The 16,022-nt window shown below is 61.9% G+C and carries 14 protein-coding genes; 6 read left to right on the top strand and 8 right to left on the bottom strand.

Features of this window, described 5'->3' with window-relative positions:
• Window positions 1-92 precede the first annotated feature (92 nt).
• Window positions 93-2,549 carry an acyl-CoA dehydrogenase FadE gene (fadE, locus tag PG898_RS04510; RefSeq protein WP_139751006.1) on the top strand — a complete coding sequence of 819 codons (2,457 nt, stop codon included), beginning with the start codon at window positions 93-95 and terminating at the stop codon, window positions 2,547-2,549.
• 173 nt (window positions 2,550-2,722) lie between these two features.
• Window positions 2,723-4,240 (top strand): HD domain-containing phosphohydrolase, encoded by a 1,518-nt coding sequence (locus PG898_RS04515; protein WP_270824036.1) that lies wholly within the window; start codon window positions 2,723-2,725, stop codon window positions 4,238-4,240.
• Window positions 4,241-4,319: 79 nt separating this feature from the next.
• Here the strand turns inward: PG898_RS04515 and PG898_RS04520 are convergent, their stop codons facing one another.
• Both PG898_RS04520 and dnaQ read right to left on the bottom strand, forming a co-directional pair.
• Entirely contained in the window at window positions 4,320-5,576 is a 1,257-nt protein-coding gene (locus PG898_RS04520) for a TIGR03503 family protein (protein WP_270824044.1), read from the bottom strand.
• A complete protein-coding gene (gene dnaQ, locus PG898_RS04525) occupies window positions 5,573-6,307 on the bottom strand; it encodes a DNA polymerase III subunit epsilon (protein ID WP_234691140.1) in 735 nt (244 codons plus the stop codon). The genes PG898_RS04520 and dnaQ overlap by 4 nt, the downstream gene beginning before the upstream one ends.
• A gap of 52 nt (window positions 6,308-6,359) precedes the next feature.
• Between dnaQ and rnhA the strand changes: the two genes are divergently transcribed.
• Entirely contained in the window at window positions 6,360-6,824 is a 465-nt protein-coding gene (gene rnhA, locus PG898_RS04530) for a ribonuclease HI (RefSeq protein ID WP_025326391.1), read from the top strand.
• 59 nt (window positions 6,825-6,883) lie between these two features.
• Here rnhA and PG898_RS04535 read toward each other — a convergent pair whose 3' ends face one another.
• Window positions 6,884-7,606, bottom strand: coding sequence for a class I SAM-dependent methyltransferase (locus PG898_RS04535; RefSeq protein WP_270824037.1), 723 nt, complete (start codon window positions 7,604-7,606; stop codon window positions 6,884-6,886).
• A gap of 81 nt (window positions 7,607-7,687) precedes the next feature.
• On the opposite strand from PG898_RS04535, the gene gloB reads away from it, so the two are divergent.
• Complete coding sequence (gene gloB / locus PG898_RS04540) at window positions 7,688-8,452, top strand: hydroxyacylglutathione hydrolase (protein WP_268433266.1); 765 nt, start codon at window positions 7,688-7,690, stop codon at window positions 8,450-8,452.
• Between the two features lie 69 nt (window positions 8,453-8,521).
• The gene (locus tag PG898_RS04545; protein WP_270824038.1) at window positions 8,522-10,063 is read left to right on the top strand and encodes a LysM peptidoglycan-binding domain-containing protein; all 1,542 of its coding nucleotides are present in this window, start codon (window positions 8,522-8,524) and stop codon (window positions 10,061-10,063) included.
• 62 nt (window positions 10,064-10,125) lie between these two features.
• On the opposite strand, the gene PG898_RS04550 is transcribed toward PG898_RS04545, so the two are convergent.
• The gene (locus PG898_RS04550) at window positions 10,126-10,977 is read right to left on the bottom strand and encodes an endonuclease/exonuclease/phosphatase family protein (protein ID WP_270824039.1); all 852 of its coding nucleotides are present in this window, start codon (window positions 10,975-10,977) and stop codon (window positions 10,126-10,128) included.
• 111 nt (window positions 10,978-11,088) lie between these two features.
• Between PG898_RS04550 and PG898_RS04555 the strand changes: the two genes are divergently transcribed.
• Window positions 11,089-11,313 (top strand): hypothetical protein, encoded by a 225-nt coding sequence (locus PG898_RS04555; protein ID WP_042650248.1) that lies wholly within the window; start codon window positions 11,089-11,091, stop codon window positions 11,311-11,313.
• A gap of 6 nt (window positions 11,314-11,319) precedes the next feature.
• On the opposite strand, the gene yciA is transcribed toward PG898_RS04555, so the two are convergent.
• The 4 genes from yciA to PG898_RS04575 all read right to left on the bottom strand — a co-directional run bounded on the left by yciA (window position 11,320) and on the right by PG898_RS04575 (window position 16,017).
• The gene (yciA, locus tag PG898_RS04560) at window positions 11,320-11,718 is read right to left on the bottom strand and encodes an acyl-CoA thioester hydrolase YciA (RefSeq protein ID WP_005325590.1); all 399 of its coding nucleotides are present in this window, start codon (window positions 11,716-11,718) and stop codon (window positions 11,320-11,322) included.
• 143 nt (window positions 11,719-11,861) lie between these two features.
• Entirely contained in the window at window positions 11,862-12,677 is an 816-nt protein-coding gene (locus tag PG898_RS04565; RefSeq protein WP_171269171.1) for an NAD-dependent epimerase/dehydratase family protein, read from the bottom strand.
• A gap of 247 nt (window positions 12,678-12,924) precedes the next feature.
• Window positions 12,925-13,923, bottom strand: a complete 999-nt coding sequence (locus PG898_RS04570) for a LacI family DNA-binding transcriptional regulator (protein WP_041206143.1) — start codon at window positions 13,921-13,923, stop codon at window positions 12,925-12,927.
• A 177-nt stretch (window positions 13,924-14,100) separates the two neighbouring features.
• Window positions 14,101-16,017: a transglycosylase SLT domain-containing protein gene (locus PG898_RS04575; RefSeq protein WP_171269172.1), complete on the bottom strand. Its 1,917-nt coding sequence runs from the start codon at window positions 16,015-16,017 to the stop codon at window positions 14,101-14,103.
• Window positions 16,018-16,022: the final 5 nt, after the last annotated feature.

Raw genomic sequence — 16,022 nt, forward strand, 5'->3', positions numbered from 1 at the left:
ATTACAACAGGGACCACATCCAACAGGTCAGACCTCTGGATCAGTTAACCCACGTTTTCCCCAACTTCGGCAACTCATGCAAGGAGCGAAAAATGACGACGACCCTCACTCTGTTCGGGGTGATCCTGGTGATCGGCGCCATGGCTTACCGCCGGGCGTCACTGTTCACCGCCACGCTTGCCACGGCCGCCGCCCTGGCCGCCGGCGCCCTCTACGGCCATGTGCCCCTGCTGGTGTGGGTGCTGTTCGCGGTGATCGCCATCCCGCTCAACCTGGTGGAGTTTCGTCGCAACCAGCTGACCAAACCCCTGTTCAAGATCTACAAGTCCATCATGCCGGAGATGTCCCGCACCGAGAAGGAAGCCATCGAGGCGGGCACCACCTGGTGGGAAGCGGATCTGTTTGCCGGCAATCCGAACTGGAAGAAGCTGCACGCCATTCCAGTGAGCACCCTCTCCGCCGAAGAGCAAGCCTTCATGGATGGCCCGGTTGAAGAGGTGTGCCGCATGGTCAACGACTGGGAAGTGACCCACGAGCGGGCCGATCTCTCTCCCGAGGTGTGGCAGTACCTGAAGGACCACAAGTTCTTCGCCATGATCATCAAGAAGAAGTACGGCGGCCTGGAGTTCTCCGCCTACGCCCAGTCCTGCGTGCTGCAAAAACTGTGCGGCGCCAGCGCCGTGCTCGCCTCCACCGTCGGCGTGCCCAACTCCTTAGGGCCGGGCGAACTGCTGCAGCACTACGGCACTGACGAGCAGAAAGACCACTACCTGCCCCGTCTGGCAGTCGGCAAGGAGATCCCCTGCTTCGCCCTGACCAGCCCGGAAGCGGGCTCGGATGCGGGCTCCATTCCCGACTTCGGCGTCGTCTGCAAGGGCGAATGGGAAGGGGAAGAGGTGCTCGGCATGCGCCTGACCTGGAACAAGCGTTACATCACCTTGGCCCCTATCGCGACGGTGCTGGGGCTGGCCTTCAAGCTGCGCGACCCGGATCACCTGCTGGGTGAGGAAGAGGAGCTTGGCATCACCTGTGCCCTGATCCCCACCGACATCAAGGGCGTCGAGATAGGCCGCCGTCACTTCCCCCTCAACGTGCCGTTCCAGAACGGACCGACCCAGGGCAAGGATGTGTTCGTGCCGCTCGACTTCATCATCGGCGGCCCGGCCATGGCCGGCCAGGGCTGGCGCATGCTGGTGGAGTGTCTGTCGGTCGGTCGCGGCATCACCCTACCCTCCAACAGCACGGGCGGTGTCAAGATGCTGGCCCTGGCGAGCGGTGCCTACAGCCGCATCCGTCGCCAGTTCAAGCTGCCCATCGGCAAGATGGAAGGCATCGAAGAGCCGCTGGCACGTCTCGGTGGCAACGCCTACATCATGGGCGCCGCCGCCAAGCTGACGGTGACCGGCATCGATCTGGGCGAGAAGCCCTCGGTCATCTCCGCCATCGTCAAGTACCACCTCACCGATCGTGCCCAGAAGTGCATCATCGATGCCATGGACATCCACGGCGGCAAGGCCATCTGCATGGGCCCAAACAACTATCTGGCCCGCGGCTATCAGGGTGCGCCCATTGCGGTCACGGTTGAAGGGGCCAACATCCTGACCCGCAGCATGATCATCTACGGTCAGGGCGCCATCCGCTGCCACCCTTATGTGCTGCCGGAGATGCTGGCCGCCAGCCATCCCGACAAGGAGCAGGCGCTGAAGGATTTCGACAAGGCGGTGTTCAGCCACGTCGGCTTTGCCATCAGCAACCTGGTGCGCAGCTTCTGGCTGGGCATCACCGGCGCCCGCTTCGCCTCAGCCCCCTACAGGGATCAGACCAAGGGCTACTATCAGCAGCTCTCGCGCCTCAGCGCCAACCTGGCCTTCCTGTCCGATATGGCGATGGGCACCCTGGGTGGCGAGCTCAAGCGCAAGGAGCGGGTCTCCGCCCGCCTCGGCGACGTGCTGAGCCAGCTCTATCTGGCTTCCAGCGCCCTCAAGCGTTATCAGGACGAGGGGCGCCAGCAGGCCGACCTGCCGCTGCTGCACTGGGCACTGCAAGACGCCATGTTCAAGGCACAGGAAGCCATCGACGAGTTGCTGCGCAACTTCCCGAACCGCTGGATTGGCCTGGCCCTGCGCGTCATCGTATTGCCGCTGGGTCGCGACATGAAGCGTCCCTCCGACAAGCTGGACAGCCAGGTTGCCCGTCTGCTGCAGACCCCGAGTGCCACCCGCGACCGTCTGGCCGAAGGGCAGTACCTCACCCGCGAGGAGGGCAACCCCTTCGGGTTGCTGGAACAGGCCCTCGATGACGTGCTGACCGCCGAGCCGCTGTTTGACAAGGTGTGCAAGGCAGAGGGCCGCAAGCGTCCCTTCACTCAGCTCGACAAGGTGGCAGACGCCGGCCTGGCCCTTGGCGTCATCAACCAGACCGAGGCCGACCTGCTGCACCGTGCCGAAGAGAGCCGTCTGCGCACCATCAACGTCGATGACTTCGACCCCATCGATCTGGTGGCCAACAAGGCGCTGTTTGAAGCGTCGGCCTATCACAGGGCAGCTTGATGCCATGAATGCCACAACGCCTCCTTCGTGGAGGCGTTTTTCATGGTGCGATCAGCCCGATAGAGACTGGAGAAAGAAGATAAACCGATGGGATCATATTTTGGATATCAATCCGTTTCCTATCTTGAATGAAGCGGTTAAGGTAGGCACAGGATCACACACAGGATTGCGTAATGGATGATCAAATCCTGATTATTGACGATGAAGAGCTGCCCCAGACAGCACCGCGACCCGCCGGCTGGAAGGTGATGATAGTGGACGACGAACCCGAAGTGCACCGCATCACCAAGATCACCCTGAACAAGTTCGAGTTCGACGGCAAGCCCATCGATTTTCTGCACGCCTATTCCGCCACCGAAGCCAAGGCGCTGCTCGCCACCACTCCGGATGTTGCCCTGCTGCTGCTCGATGTCGTCATGGAAGCCGATCACGCGGGTCTGGAAGTGGTCAAGTTCGTGCGCGATGAGCTGCAAAACAAGATGGTGCGTATCGTGCTGCGTACCGGCCAGCCCGGTCAGGCGCCGGAAGATGACGTCGTCACCAACTACGACATCAACGACTACAAGGACAAGACGGAGCTCACCTCCCAGAAGCTACGCACCCTGCTGCGCGCCAGCCTGCGATCCTACCGGGACATTCGCACCCTGGAGAGCAATCGCCAGGGGCTGGAGAAGGTCATCGAAGCCTCCAAGGGGATCTTCGAACAACGAGCACTGCGCCAATTCGTCGAAGGGGCGCAGACCCAGCTCAGCGCCCTGCTCAATCTGGAAGAGTCCCAGATCTACGACGTGAAGCATCTGGCCTACGAGGTACGGGATCAGGTGCTGGAACCGCTGCTCAGCGAGGGCCCGGCCCTGCGCCTCAGTGAGGCGCCAGCCATACTGCGCTGCACCATGGACAAGGGTGCCAACGTCTACGACGGCAACCAGATGGTGCTCTATTGCCAGAACCCCCGTCACCACCTGCTGTTCCACATCGAGACCACTCGCCCCCTCAGCCAGATGGATACCGGCCTGCTGAGTCTGTTCACCGAGAACATCATAGTGGCGCTGGAGAACATCCGGCTCAACGAGGTCATCGGCGACAATCAGCGCGAGATCATCTACCGCATCGGCGAGCTGGTGGAGAGCCGCTCCAAGGAGTCCGGCCTGCACGTCAAGCGGGTGGCACTCTACACCGAGCTGTTCTGCCAGTTGCTGGGCATGAACGAAGACAGGTGCGAGCTCATCAAGCGCGCCTCTCCCCTGCACGACATCGGCAAGGTGGGGATCCCGGATGCCATCCTGCACAAACCAGGCAAGCTCACCCCCGAGGAGTGGGAGATCATGAAGACCCACGCCCAGCTGGGACAGGACATGCTCTCCGGCAGCGATCTCGCGCTGTTCCAGATAGGCGCCACCATCGCTGGGAACCACCACGAGAAGTGGAACGGCACCGGCTACCCCCGCGGGCTAAAGGGGGAGGACATACCGCTGGAAGGACGGATCGTCGCGCTGGCGGACGTGTTCGATGCCCTGGGCTCGGATCGCTGCTACAAGCAGGCCTGGCCGCTGGACCAGGTGCTGGCGCTGATCAGAGCAGAGAAGGGAGAGCACTTCGATCCCCAGCTGGTGGATCTGATGCTGACCAACCTCGAGAAGTTCCTCGAGATCCGCGAGCAGTACAAGGACGTCTATATCGGCGCCCACTGAGACAGGGGGTACAACGAGCTGCCACCCCGCCATCATGAAGAAGCCGCCCATCGGGCGGCTTCTTTGCATGGAGCGCTGGCTACTGCTCCGGCAGATTGAGATCCAGTTTGGGAGCCGGGGGGACGACCTCGCTCTGCGCCTTCTGCGCCGCCATCACCTTGTGCAGGGTGCGACGCTTTTGCAGCAGGATGAAGCCACCCGCCCCCAGCAGGAGCAGCAGCAGGCCACCACCACCCAGGGCCCAGGGCAACCAGACCGGGCTCTCCCGTTCCTCAAACTTGGCCTGGGTCGCTACCGCAGCCGAGGTGGGAGATGCAGCGGAAGGGATCGGCGCCGGTGGCGGCATGATGGTGAATGACTTGACCGGCAGTTGCAGTTGCACCTCGCGGCCGAGTCGGGTGGTACCAAACAGGGTCGCCTCCACCTTGTACTGGCCTGCCGCCTTGAGGGCGGAGAGATCGACGCCAAGGCGGGGCTCGGTTGCCACTGCATTGAAGGCCATGCTGACCCCTGAGCTGTCGATGGCCTTACCCTGGATCACCACTGAGGCCGGCTCAAGCTCGTCGGCATCGATGAGCAAGGAGAGCTTGGCCCCGACGTCACCGGAAGGGGCATCCAAGGTATAGCTCAGCGGCCAGGGGAAGAGCAGCACCTGCTGGGACTGGGCACGGGAGAACACCTGATTGCCACTGCTGTAGAGGGCGCGATACTTGCCTGCCGGCACGTCCAGCACCGCCTCTGCGGTCAGCACGCCATCCCCGGGTACCTCGTCGAGCCCCTTGCCATCATCCAGATAGTGTCCGAGGGTCTCCTCGACGATGGGATCCCCGCTCTGGGCCGCATCGTTGAACTGTTGCAGCTTCACCGTCATGCCGAGATCGGAGAGGTAGTAGCCCGCCCCCGGCGCCGCCCCGTCGATCAGCAGCCGGGACTGCAGCTTGACCCGCTCCCCCTGATAGAGGCGGGTCGGCAACGGCTCGCTCTCGAGCCGAATATCGGTGAGCAGACGCACCCTGTTGTCGGGGTCCACCTCGCCGATGGCCTGCCAGGGGCCCGGCATGGGGTTGCGCACCGTGATGAGATCTTGATCCTTGAGGGCCAGCCAACCCACCTCCGGCGGTGTGACCTTGCCCACATAGAGCTTGCTGCCATCGGGCCGCACCAGGATCACCGACGGCGTGCCCGGCTTGCGCTTGATAATGAAAGTGATCTCCTTCACGCCGTAATCGATGCGAAAGCGGTTGTCGAGCAGTGGGATGTCGGAGGGGGCAAACACCTCGTTGGCCATGCCGGAAAGGGAGGTCAGCAGCAGCAGCCCGCCCCAGAGCGAACTCATTGCCGCCACAGGCAGGCTCCCCCTTTCTTCTGCACCAGATCCAGCCTGGCCTCATGAACGGCGACCACCTCGTCGCTGGCGCGCACCACCTTGAGGGGGGCCCGGTTGCTCTCCAGTCGGCGGATCCCGGTGTCCTGGTTGCTGTCATTCTCGTTGCTCTCGCTGGCCAGATTGAGCTTGGTCTGGCCACCCGTCATCAGCAGGTAGACGTCCGCCAGGATCTCCGCATCGAGCAAGGCCCCGTGCAGGGTACGGTGGGAGTTGTCGATGCCGTAGCGATCGCACAGCACATCCAGGTTGTTGCGCTTGCCGGGGAAAAGGTCCCGCGCCATCGCCAGGGTATCCGTGATGCCGCAGATGTCCGCCGTCTTGAAGTCGAGTCCGAGCTTGCCGAACTCATAGTCCATGAAGCTCACGTCAAAGGGAGCGTTGTGGGCGATGATCTCGGCACCGCGGATGAAGGCGATGAAGTCGTCGGCTATCTGGCTGAAGGAGGGCTTGTCCGCCAGGAAGGCATCCGTGATGCCGTGCACCGCGATGGCCTCGGGGTCCACCAGTCGATCCGGCTTGATGTAGACATGGAAATGGTTGCCGGTCAGTTTGCGGTTGATCACCTCCACACAGCCGATCTCGACGATGCGGTGCCCGAGGTAGACGGGGCCGCCTGCCGTGTTCATGCCTGTGGTTTCAGTATCCAGAATGATCTGGCGATTCAGTTGGGGTGTGCTCATGATCGAATCCATGTCAAACTTCGGTTTTATTCGCTAGTTTACCCCAAGACCCATGCTAAAAAAGATTGATTTGTATACGGATGGTTCCTGCCTCGGCAATCCTGGCCCCGGTGGTTATGGCGCCGTCATGGTTTATGGCAAGCACCGCAAGGAGTTGGCAGGGGGCTATCGGCTGACCACCAACAACCGGATGGAGCTGATGGCTGCCATCATGGGATTGCGCACCCTGAACGAACCCTGCCAGGTACGCCTGACCACCGACAGCCAGTATGTGCGTCAGGGCATCACCCAGTGGATCATCGGCTGGAAGAAGAAAGGCTGGATGACATCCAACCGCCAACCGGTCAAGAACGTCGATCTCTGGCAGGCGCTGGACGCGGAAGTGGCGCGCCACCAGATCGAATGGCTCTGGGTCAAGGGCCACTCCGGCCACCCGGAGAACGAACGTTGTGACGTACTGGCCCGGGATGCCGCCAGCGGCAAACAGCTCGCCGAAGACACGGGTTACCAGCCCTGAGATGCCGAAGCATCTCTATAAATGAAGGGAACAGCCAGCGGTCTGTCGTGGCATCCTCGTTACCAACCCTGGCGCGCCATACCAGGCGCCGCCATCGAGTCCGGCAGGCGCCAGCGACGGCGCACCGGGGTGACGGGGAAACGCCGCTTGCGGGCGGCTATCACATAGACAGAGGCAAAGGGTCTGCAGTAATCCCGCCCCAGGCTCTCCCGCCACCAGCCAATCTTGCTCTGCTTCCCCATGAAGGAGAAACCGAAGCGCTCGTCAAACATCACCTCGCACCCCAGCAGTTGCAACCAGTCGGTCACCCGGGCCGGGGTGAACATGCGCGCCGACCAGGGCAGGTGTTGTCGCATGAAGGGCAGATAATGACCCAACCCCACCAGACTGGTGGGATTGTAGCCACTGACGATGAGCCAGCCGTCATCGGTCAGCACCCGCTCCGCCTCGCGCAGCACCTGGTGGGGATCCGGTGAAAAGTCGAGGCAATGGGCGAGCAGGCAGGCATCCACACTGGCGGTGCGGATCGGCAAGGCAAGGGGATCCCCCTTGATATCCAGCAGACGCCCGCCCGGGGCGACACCTAGCTGGTGGCGAATAGTGGAGCTGCCGCAGGAGAGCTCGGCGCTCAGGGCGCCAATTTTCAGCAGATGGTAGCCAAACAGATGAGGGCACCAGTTGTCGAGCCGCTCCTGGAGCTCGGCCGCCACCCAGTCCCCCATGGGCAGTGCCGACCAGCTGGTCGGGATCGCGATCTGTTGTTCGGTACGTGCCAGCTGCATAATGGGACCAATCCGGGGTGCGAATGCCATCTTGTTATATAAGATCCCTTCCACAAAGAGAACACAAAGAGAAGCCGACCCATGTATACCGTCATCACAGTTCCCGCCTTCAGCGACAACTACATCTGGTTGATCCGACACGAAAATCACTGCCTCGTCGTGGATCCGGGCGAGGCGGCCCCCGTGCTGGAGCGGCTCGAGACGCTCGGGCTTGAGCTCGATGCCATCCTGCTAACCCACCATCATCGCGACCATGTGGGCGGCGTCACGGATCTGCTTCATCACTTCCCCCATGCCCGCCTCTATGGCCCCAAACATGACCCCATGCCGGATCATCACGGCCAGTGGCTCGATGACGGGGATCAGATCAACTGGCACGGCCTGAGTCTGGATGTCCTCCACATCCCCGGCCATACCCTGGGCCACATCGCCTATCACGGCAATGGCATGCTGTTTTGTGGCGACACCCTCTTCAGTGCCGGCTGTGGCCGCCTGTTCGAAGGCAGCCCCGCCCAGATGTACGCATCGCTACAGCGGCTCGCGGCCCTGCCCGATGACACCCTCCTCTATTGCGCCCATGAATACACCCTCTCCAACCTGCGTTTCGCCCATGCGGTCGAGCCGGACAACCTGGCGATCCAGCGCCGGATCGGGGTGATCAGCAAGCTGCGTCAGCAGGGCCTGCCGAGTCTCCCCTCACGCCTGGGTGATGAGCGGCATTTCAATGTTTTTCTGCGCTGCAATGAGGACTCAGTGAAATTTTCTGCTGAGAAATACGCCCTTAAATGCTTGGAAAATCCAGAGGATACCTTCACCGTGCTGAGGGGCTGGAAGGACGTTTTTTGAACAAACCTTGATCAGGGGGCCATTGCCCCTTATGATGCGAGCTGTTTTTCCATAGATGACCTGAGCGAGATGAAGCTACGAACGGCCTTATTGGCGGCGCTGTTTCTCAGCGGCTGTCAAAACCTGAGCCATCAGGATGACCGGGCGATAACGGCAATCGAGCCGATCAAATCCCCCCAAGTCAGCAAGAAAACGTACAAGAAACACTCTTCCAGAATGCTGTTCGGCGACGAACAGTTAGAAGAGATGGATGACACCGATAACCTGTGGGTGCGTATCAGCGATGATATGCAGCTGGATTCGCACGAAAATGCCCGAGTCCGCCAGCAGCGTGATTGGTTACTTCGTAATGATAAGCATATGGCGACCATTGCCAGCCGGGCTGAGCCCTACCTGTATCTGATGGTAGAGGAAATCGAACGGCGTGAGCTGCCAATGGAGCTTATTACCATCCCCATGATCGAGAGCATGTTCGATCCCAATGCCCGCTCCCGCAGCAATGCGGTCGGTCTTTGGCAGTTCGTTCCGGCTACCGGCAAGAACTTCGGCCTGCGCCACGACAACTGGTATGACGGCCGCCGCGATGTATTGGCCTCCACCAATGCCGCACTGGACTATCTGGAGTACCTGAACCGTTTCTTCGACGGCGACTGGTTGCAGACGCTGGCCGCTTACAATGCCGGTGAAGGTCGGGTACGCAATGCCATCATCCGCAATCAGAAGGCCGGTCGGCCGACCGATTACTGGTCGCTGGACCTGCCCCGTGAAACCCGGATGTATGTGCCCAAGATCCTGGCCATGGCTGACATGATCCGCAATGCGGACAAGTACAATGTCACCCTGCCGGTGCTGGCCAACAAGCCGCAACTGCGGACCATCAACACAGGTGGCCAGATCGACCTGAACGTAGCGGCGCAGCTGGCCGGTGTCTCCGCTTCCCAGCTCAAGGCCCTCAATCCGGCACTCAAGCGTGGCATGACCTCGCCGCGAGGCCCCTACAACCTGTTGGTACCCGTCGAGTACGCCGACACCCTGGAGCTGGCCCTGGCCGATCTGCCCCAGCGTGAACGTACCCGTGGCGTACGCTCCTATCAGGTCACCAGTGGCGATACCCTCTCCCGCATCGCCCAGAACCACGGGGTGAGCGTGCAGCAACTCAAGCTGGCGAACAACCTGCGCGGCACCAATCTGCGCCATGGCCAGAGCCTGATCATTCCCAACGGGGGACACGCGAGCCAGGCCGTTCAGAGCAAGCCACAACAGCTGGCGAGCCGCAGTGGCAGCAAGATCCAGTATCAGGTGCGCTCCGGTGACAATCTGTGGAGCATCAGTCAGGCCCACGGGGTGACCCACGCCGATCTGGCCAAGTGGAACGGCTTGAGCACCAAGTCGGCCCTGAAACCAGGCATGAAGCTGGTGGTCTGGCCCAAGCAGGGCAAGGGCAGCAACAAGTCCATGGTCTATCAGGTGCGCCGCGGGGATTCTCTCTCCTCCATCGCCGCCCGCTTCCAGGTCGCCGTCAACGACGTGATGCGCTGGAACCAGCTCGGCAAGACCGACTACCTCAAGCCGGGGCAGGAGCTGACCCTGTTCGTGAAGAACAACAGTTGATTGCTTATCACCGAATAAAAAAATACCCCGCGAGTGCGGGGTATTTTTTTATCTACCATCTATCACCCCTCAGGGGTGATGGCCTGGGCCGCGAACCGCGCCATGATGGGATTGTGGTCCGAGGCATCGGTGGCCGGTGAGCTCACCTCCACTAAGTCCAGATTGCGGTAGTAGAGGTGATCCAGCGGGCGGCCGAAGGCAGTGCGGCGCAAATCAGGCACAGGGATGGCTTCCTGCAGGCCGAGCTCGCCGACCAGCTTGTTCAGCCAGAACTCGCGCTTGTCGCTCCAGGTATTGAAGTCCCCCCCCAGGATGACAGGACCCTGATGGCGATGGATCAGTGCGGTCAGATCGTTGAGCTGCTCGCGGAAGGTGGCCATCCCTAACTCGAAGTTGACCGCATGCAGGTTGACCACCAGCACACCGTCAGGATCCCCCTGCAAGGGGTAGAGACTCACCAGACCGGACTTGGGGATGCGCAGCAGCGGCTCGGGGGAGCGCACACCACAGACGAAGGCCTGCGGTGTCTTGGCCACCGTCATGACACCGAAGGAGACACCGCCCTGGGTGAACGCCTGCAGCTGTTGCCACTGAAAATCACCCGCACGCAGCCAGTGCAGCATCTCGGGCCGGGTCGCCGACTCCTGCAGCAGCACCAGATCCTGGGACTTGGCATATTCATTCAGCCCTTCACGCCAGTTCTTGCGCTGACCCTTGTAGAGATTCCAGACGGTGATGCCGAACTCGCGGGGCAAGGCGGTGGAAGCCAGCGCCACCAGAGGCGGCTTCTGACAATCAACGCCGGGCACTATGCCCGCCGCCGTAACCAGGTGATCCTGATCCGGCACCTCGAAACAACCAACCAGCCCCAGCGTCAGCAGGGACGTCCCCAGAATCCGATAACTATTTTTCATTGGCTAACAATCACCTGCCTCTGCAACGCACCATGAGCCTCACAGAGGTCATGGACGCCGACTAGTCTCATTATTCGTGTCCGGCCCGACTCATCCATGAGGGATCCTGCAATGGCGAGACAGCACCAGTACCGCGTGACATTTTATGATCAACAAGGAACTTGTCATCAAGTGGAGCTTTCCACCATCTATCAGATCAGACGGGATCCCCAGTGCGATCTCTGTCTGTTCGACACGGATCAGTGCGTCGGCTCGGAAGAGATGCTGGAACGCATGATACGGCAAAAAACCGGGCTTGAGCAGGAAATATCCATCATCAACGCCCGGCTCATCTGAGCAGATTCAGACCGGAACGGGGCGTGATTTACCCTGATCGTCGATGGCCACGTAGGTAAAGACCCCTTCCGTCACGCAGTAACGCTGAGCCTCGTTCTCCCGCAGCACCGGCTTGACCCAGACCTCCAGCTTGAGGCGCATGGAGCTGCGTCCCACCTTCAGGCAGCGACCGTAGCAGCACACCACGTCGCCCACCTTGACCGGGCTGTGGAAGGTCATGCCCTCCACCGAGACGGTACAGATGCGTCCTTTTGCCAGCTCCTTGGCCATGATGCCCCCACCTATATCCATCTGGGACATGATCCAGCCCCCGAAGATATCGCCATTGGGGTTGGTATCGGCTGGCATCGCCAGGGTTCTCAGCAACAGCTCCCCATCGGGATGACGCTTTGTCTCTTCCATCATTACTGCTCTCTCTATCATGGATGACGGCATGATAGGGGGCGATCCCGCCCTTGGCAAACCTCAATTGCCCGGCGGGCCCGCACCGCACAAGGCTCGCGGGCCCAGCCATCGGCAAAGAAGACCAGGTTGAAGCCCATCCTGACTCACCCTTGCAAGGACGCCTGCGCGGCAAACCAGTGGGCCGGATCCGGCCAGCGATAGACAAAACCCAGTCGCTGGCAGATGCGCTGCCCCTCGATGGGGGAAAAATCCCCCGCCGGCTCGATGAACTGCGGGGGCGCCAGCCCGAGCAGACGGCTCGCGAAGGGATAGAGCTGCTCCCGGCGCGGGTGGACCGGTGCGCTCAGGTTGTAGGTGTCCCCCACCTGCCCCACCGCCAGCATCAGCTGGCAGGCCGCCACCACATCGTCCAGATGCACCAGGTTCACCGCCTGCCCTCCTCCTGCCAGCGTCTTGCCCGCGAGGAAGCGCCCGGGGTGCCTGTCCGGGCCGTAGAGGCCGGCCGGACGCAGCACCATGGCACAGGCAAAGCCGCCCTCCTGGACAGCCAGTTCTGCCGCCCGCATCCGCTCTCCCCTGGCGTTGGCCGGGCTCGGGGTCTCATCCTCCCCCTGCCCTGGCGCCCACACCGAGGTCGCGCTGATAAAGAGCACCTTGCCAGCACCTGCCGCCCTGGCCAGCTGACACAGCCGTGCCACCGACGCCGGGTAATCCTCGGTCTTGCTGGGGGGCACGCAGATCACCAGATCGCGGCAGCGAAACGGCAGCGGGCCCGCCATGTCCGGGGCCAGCAGCAGCGGCCAGGCCGCGATGCCCCCGTCACGCAACCGGGTCGCCTTCTCGAGGGAGCTGACTGTCACGGCGACGGACTGGCCCTGCGCCTGCAATGCCCGGGCCAACGGCAACCCCAGCCAGCCTGCACCCACTATTCCCGTCTGATACTCATGTTCGGTCGTCATCGGCAAAATCTCGGCAAAAAAAAACGGCCATCCTATGATGACCGTCGAAAGTAACGAAGGAAATAGCCGGATGAACCGGTTACCTCCCACAGCGGGAAAATCGGGAGCGCACGCTCCTAATTCGTGGGGCCTATGCTAGTGACTGCGCGGTTAAAAAGCTTTGAAGCGGATCACAGTTGAAAAGGATTTCTGAAAGCGCTTTCAATGTTTGGTGAGAAAATTGGCCCACTTGGGGCCAATCCATCGCTCAGGCCACAGACTCCCGGCGTACCAGTTCCGCTTCAAACTTGAGCGCCAAGCCCTCCACCGGCTTGTGATCCAGCAGGCGCAAGGCCAGCTCGGCGGCCCGCTCTCCCATCTCCTCGATGGGGTAGCGCACCGTGGTGAGCTTAGGATAGATGTAACGGGCATAGGGGATGTCGTCGAAGCCGACCACCGAGACCTGCTGCGGTATCTTGTAGCCCCGCTCCAGCAGGCAGGAGATGGCCCCCGCCACCATGGCATCGTTGAAGCCCAGCACGGCCGTGAAGGGAACACCGCGCTCCAGCAGCTCGCTCATGGCCACATAGCCCCCCTTCTCGTCGGCGAAGGCGCGACCGATGAGGGCGGGATCCAGCTCGATGCCGGCCCGTTGCAGGGCGACGCGATAGCCGGCCATCCGCTGCTGGCCGTCGACAAACTCCTCGTCATCCGAGGTGATGAAGGCGATCCGGCTGTGCCCCGCGTCCAGCAGGTGCTGACAGGCGGTGGTGATGCCCGCCTGGTTGTCCAGCCAGACGCAGCGCTCCTCGCAGCCCGGCACCTGGCGATTGATGAAGACGATGGGGGTGGACCCCGACGCCAGCTCGCTCAGCTCCTCGTCCGGCAGCGCCTTGCTGTGCAGGATCAGGGCGTCACACTGGCGTTGCAGCAGCGCCTGGATGGCATGACGCTCCCGGGCCGCGTCGTGGTTGCCGGAGACCACTATGGTGAACTTGTTCGCCTTGTCGACCATGCTCTCGATGCCACGCATCATCTGGGCGAAGAAGGGGCCACCACAGAGATCCCCAACCAGGACACCGATGCAGTTGGAACGCTTGCTTACCAGGGCCTGGGCGAAGCTGTTTGGACGAAAGCTCAGCTCCTTCATGGCCGCGAGCACGGCCTCGCGCTTCTCGGGTGCAACCTGTGCCGTGTTGTTGATGACTCGCGACACCGTCGAAATGGACACATTCGCCAGCTGAGATACGTCTTTGATCGTTGCCACTCTCAATTCCTTTGTTGGGGAAGCCTGTCTGTGTTGATCGGGCATTATATCGAACCAGTCAGACCAAGACGCGGCGCCCGATCACCTGACAGGTTTCCTTTTGTAACAAAGCTTAAGGGATAATAACCATTCTGAGGCAAGAATGGGAGGCAGTCGCTGACACGACTGCCCCCGCACTCAATAGGCGTGATTGAGCTCGCGTTCCGACATGAAACGCAAGGGTTGCTGCAGCTTGTGCTGGTAGATGAGATCGAAGGAGAGCACGTTCTGGACGTAGTTGCGTGTCTCTCTATAGGGGATGCTCTCCACCCAGACATCCATCGGTTTGTTCGTGCTCTGTTCCCGCCAGCGTTTGACCCTGCCGGGGCCCGCATTGTAGGCCGCCGCCGCCAGGATCCGGTTGCCGTCATACACGTCCAGCAGCCGCTTGAGGTAGGCGCTGCCGAGGCGAATGTTCATGGCCGGGTCGAACAGCTGCTGCTCGTTGCGATAGGGTACTCCCAGCTTGCTGGCGGTCTCTCTCGCAGTGGCCGGCATCAGCTGCATCAGGCCACGCGCCCCGACCGGCGACTGCGCCAGCGGATAGAGGGCGCTCTCCTGACGGGAGATGGCGTAGAGCAGGCTGGTGTTCATGGTGCGCTCCTGCGCCATCTGGGAGAAGGTACGCTTGAGGGGCAAGGGGAAGCGCAAGTCGATCGCATCCCAGGCCTCGGCCCGGATGCTGGAGAGGATCGCCAGCTCGTGCCAGCCCTGGTTGAGGGCGATATGACCGAACTCCAGGCGCTGGGCCACGGGGTTGCGATCCATGTTGTGGATCCACTCGGAACGCGCCGCCGCGATCTCGTTCATCGCCAGCAGCTCGCGCACCCGCACCAGGAAAGGCCAGCGGCTGCTGGCGGTGCGCCAGTCCGGCACCTTGTGCCCCACGCTCTGGTTCTTGATGCGATAGGGCACACCGGTGCGCTGCGCCGCCATGAAGCCATAGAAGCCGCGCAGATTGGCGGTCTCGAGATAAAGCTCCCGCGCCGGTTTTTGCCGCCCCTGCACCTCCAGGGAGCGCGCCAGCCAGTAGCGCCAGCGATCCTCCTTCTGCAGTGCCATGGGCATCCGCTTGACCCAGCCTTCGAGGCCGCGCCAATCCTGCTCCCAGATGGCGAGGCGTGCCCGCAGCTCCACCAGCTCGGCGTCCTTCATCCGCACCAGGGTCGCGTCCAGCCAGCTGCGCTGGGCGGTGGCTCTGTCCAGCAGCAGGCGGCGGGCAGCGGCCCGCTCCACCCGAGCAACCTCGGCCTGGTTCAGGCCGAAGCGGCGTTTCATCTCCCCCAGCTGGCGCAGGGTGGGCTCTGGTTGCTCGTTGGCATAGCGGGCCAGCCCGAGGGAGAGCAACTGCCTCGACTGCGGCGCCGTCGTGAAATAAACCGGGTTCATCACCCTGGCCGGTTGCTCAAACAGGGCAATCATCTGATCCCCATAGGATTTCAGACTCCCTCCCAGCTGGGCGCCGAGGTGGCGGATGAGATTGGGGTTCTGCGCCTCGAAAGCCAGGTTCATCCGCTGCCAGATCTTCTCCTGGGTGCGCAGGCCCGCCTGCTGCCAGAGCTGGAACAGGGGATCGCAGGCATCGGGCCTGGACTGACCGGTCAGCCAGAGCTTGCCCGCTTCCTGCAATGCCTCGCTCTTGTGGCCGGTGTAATAGCGGGCCTGATAGTGCATGCAGAGCAGATCGGTGGAGTTCGGCTTGGCCGGGTAGAAGCGCAGGAACTGGGACCACTGCTGGCTCTGGGCCAGGTAGGTGAGGTAAGCGCGCTCCAGACGGTTGGACTGGGGGGTATCCCCGTGCTGGCGGATGAAGCGGGTCACGTCGTTGTAGTCTGCCGCCCCGGGCCGAAACGCCAACTGGTAGTAATCCAGATAGGGCAGCAGCGGATAGTGGTTGAGACGGGCGCGGATCTGCTGGAAACGGTCCTGATCGTTGGCACGCACTGCATCATAGCCCTCACGATAGAGGGACTGCTCCATGGTTTGCGCAAAGACGGGTGCCACAAGCCCTGGCACGCACAGCGCCGAAAAGATGATTCCCTGCACGGCTTTCACGAAAG

Origin of the sequence: Aeromonas sp. QDB31 (genome assembly GCF_027707605.1) — a bacterium.
GTDB lineage: Bacteria > Pseudomonadota > Gammaproteobacteria > Enterobacterales > Aeromonadaceae > Aeromonas > Aeromonas media.

Coding starts and splice junctions, on each gene's coding strand:
- fadE (WP_139751006.1), top strand. CDS start 93: ATGACGACGACCCTCACTCTGTTCGGGGTGATCCTGGTGATCGGCGCC.
- PG898_RS04515 (WP_270824036.1), top strand. CDS start 2,723: ATGGATGATCAAATCCTGATTATTGACGATGAAGAGCTGCCCCAGACA.
- PG898_RS04520 (WP_270824044.1), bottom strand. CDS start 5,576: ATGAGTTCGCTCTGGGGCGGGCTGCTGCTGCTGACCTCCCTTTCCGGC.
- dnaQ (WP_234691140.1), bottom strand. CDS start 6,307: ATGAGCACACCCCAACTGAATCGCCAGATCATTCTGGATACTGAAACC.
- rnhA (WP_025326391.1), top strand. CDS start 6,360: ATGCTAAAAAAGATTGATTTGTATACGGATGGTTCCTGCCTCGGCAAT.
- PG898_RS04535 (WP_270824037.1), bottom strand. CDS start 7,606: ATGCAGCTGGCACGTACCGAACAACAGATCGCGATCCCGACCAGCTGG.
- gloB (WP_268433266.1), top strand. CDS start 7,688: ATGTATACCGTCATCACAGTTCCCGCCTTCAGCGACAACTACATCTGG.
- PG898_RS04545 (WP_270824038.1), top strand. CDS start 8,522: ATGAAGCTACGAACGGCCTTATTGGCGGCGCTGTTTCTCAGCGGCTGT.
- PG898_RS04550 (WP_270824039.1), bottom strand. CDS start 10,977: ATGAAAAATAGTTATCGGATTCTGGGGACGTCCCTGCTGACGCTGGGG.
- PG898_RS04555 (WP_042650248.1), top strand. CDS start 11,089: ATGGCGAGACAGCACCAGTACCGCGTGACATTTTATGATCAACAAGGA.
- yciA (WP_005325590.1), bottom strand. CDS start 11,718: ATGATGGAAGAGACAAAGCGTCATCCCGATGGGGAGCTGTTGCTGAGA.
- PG898_RS04565 (WP_171269171.1), bottom strand. CDS start 12,677: ATGACGACCGAACATGAGTATCAGACGGGAATAGTGGGTGCAGGCTGG.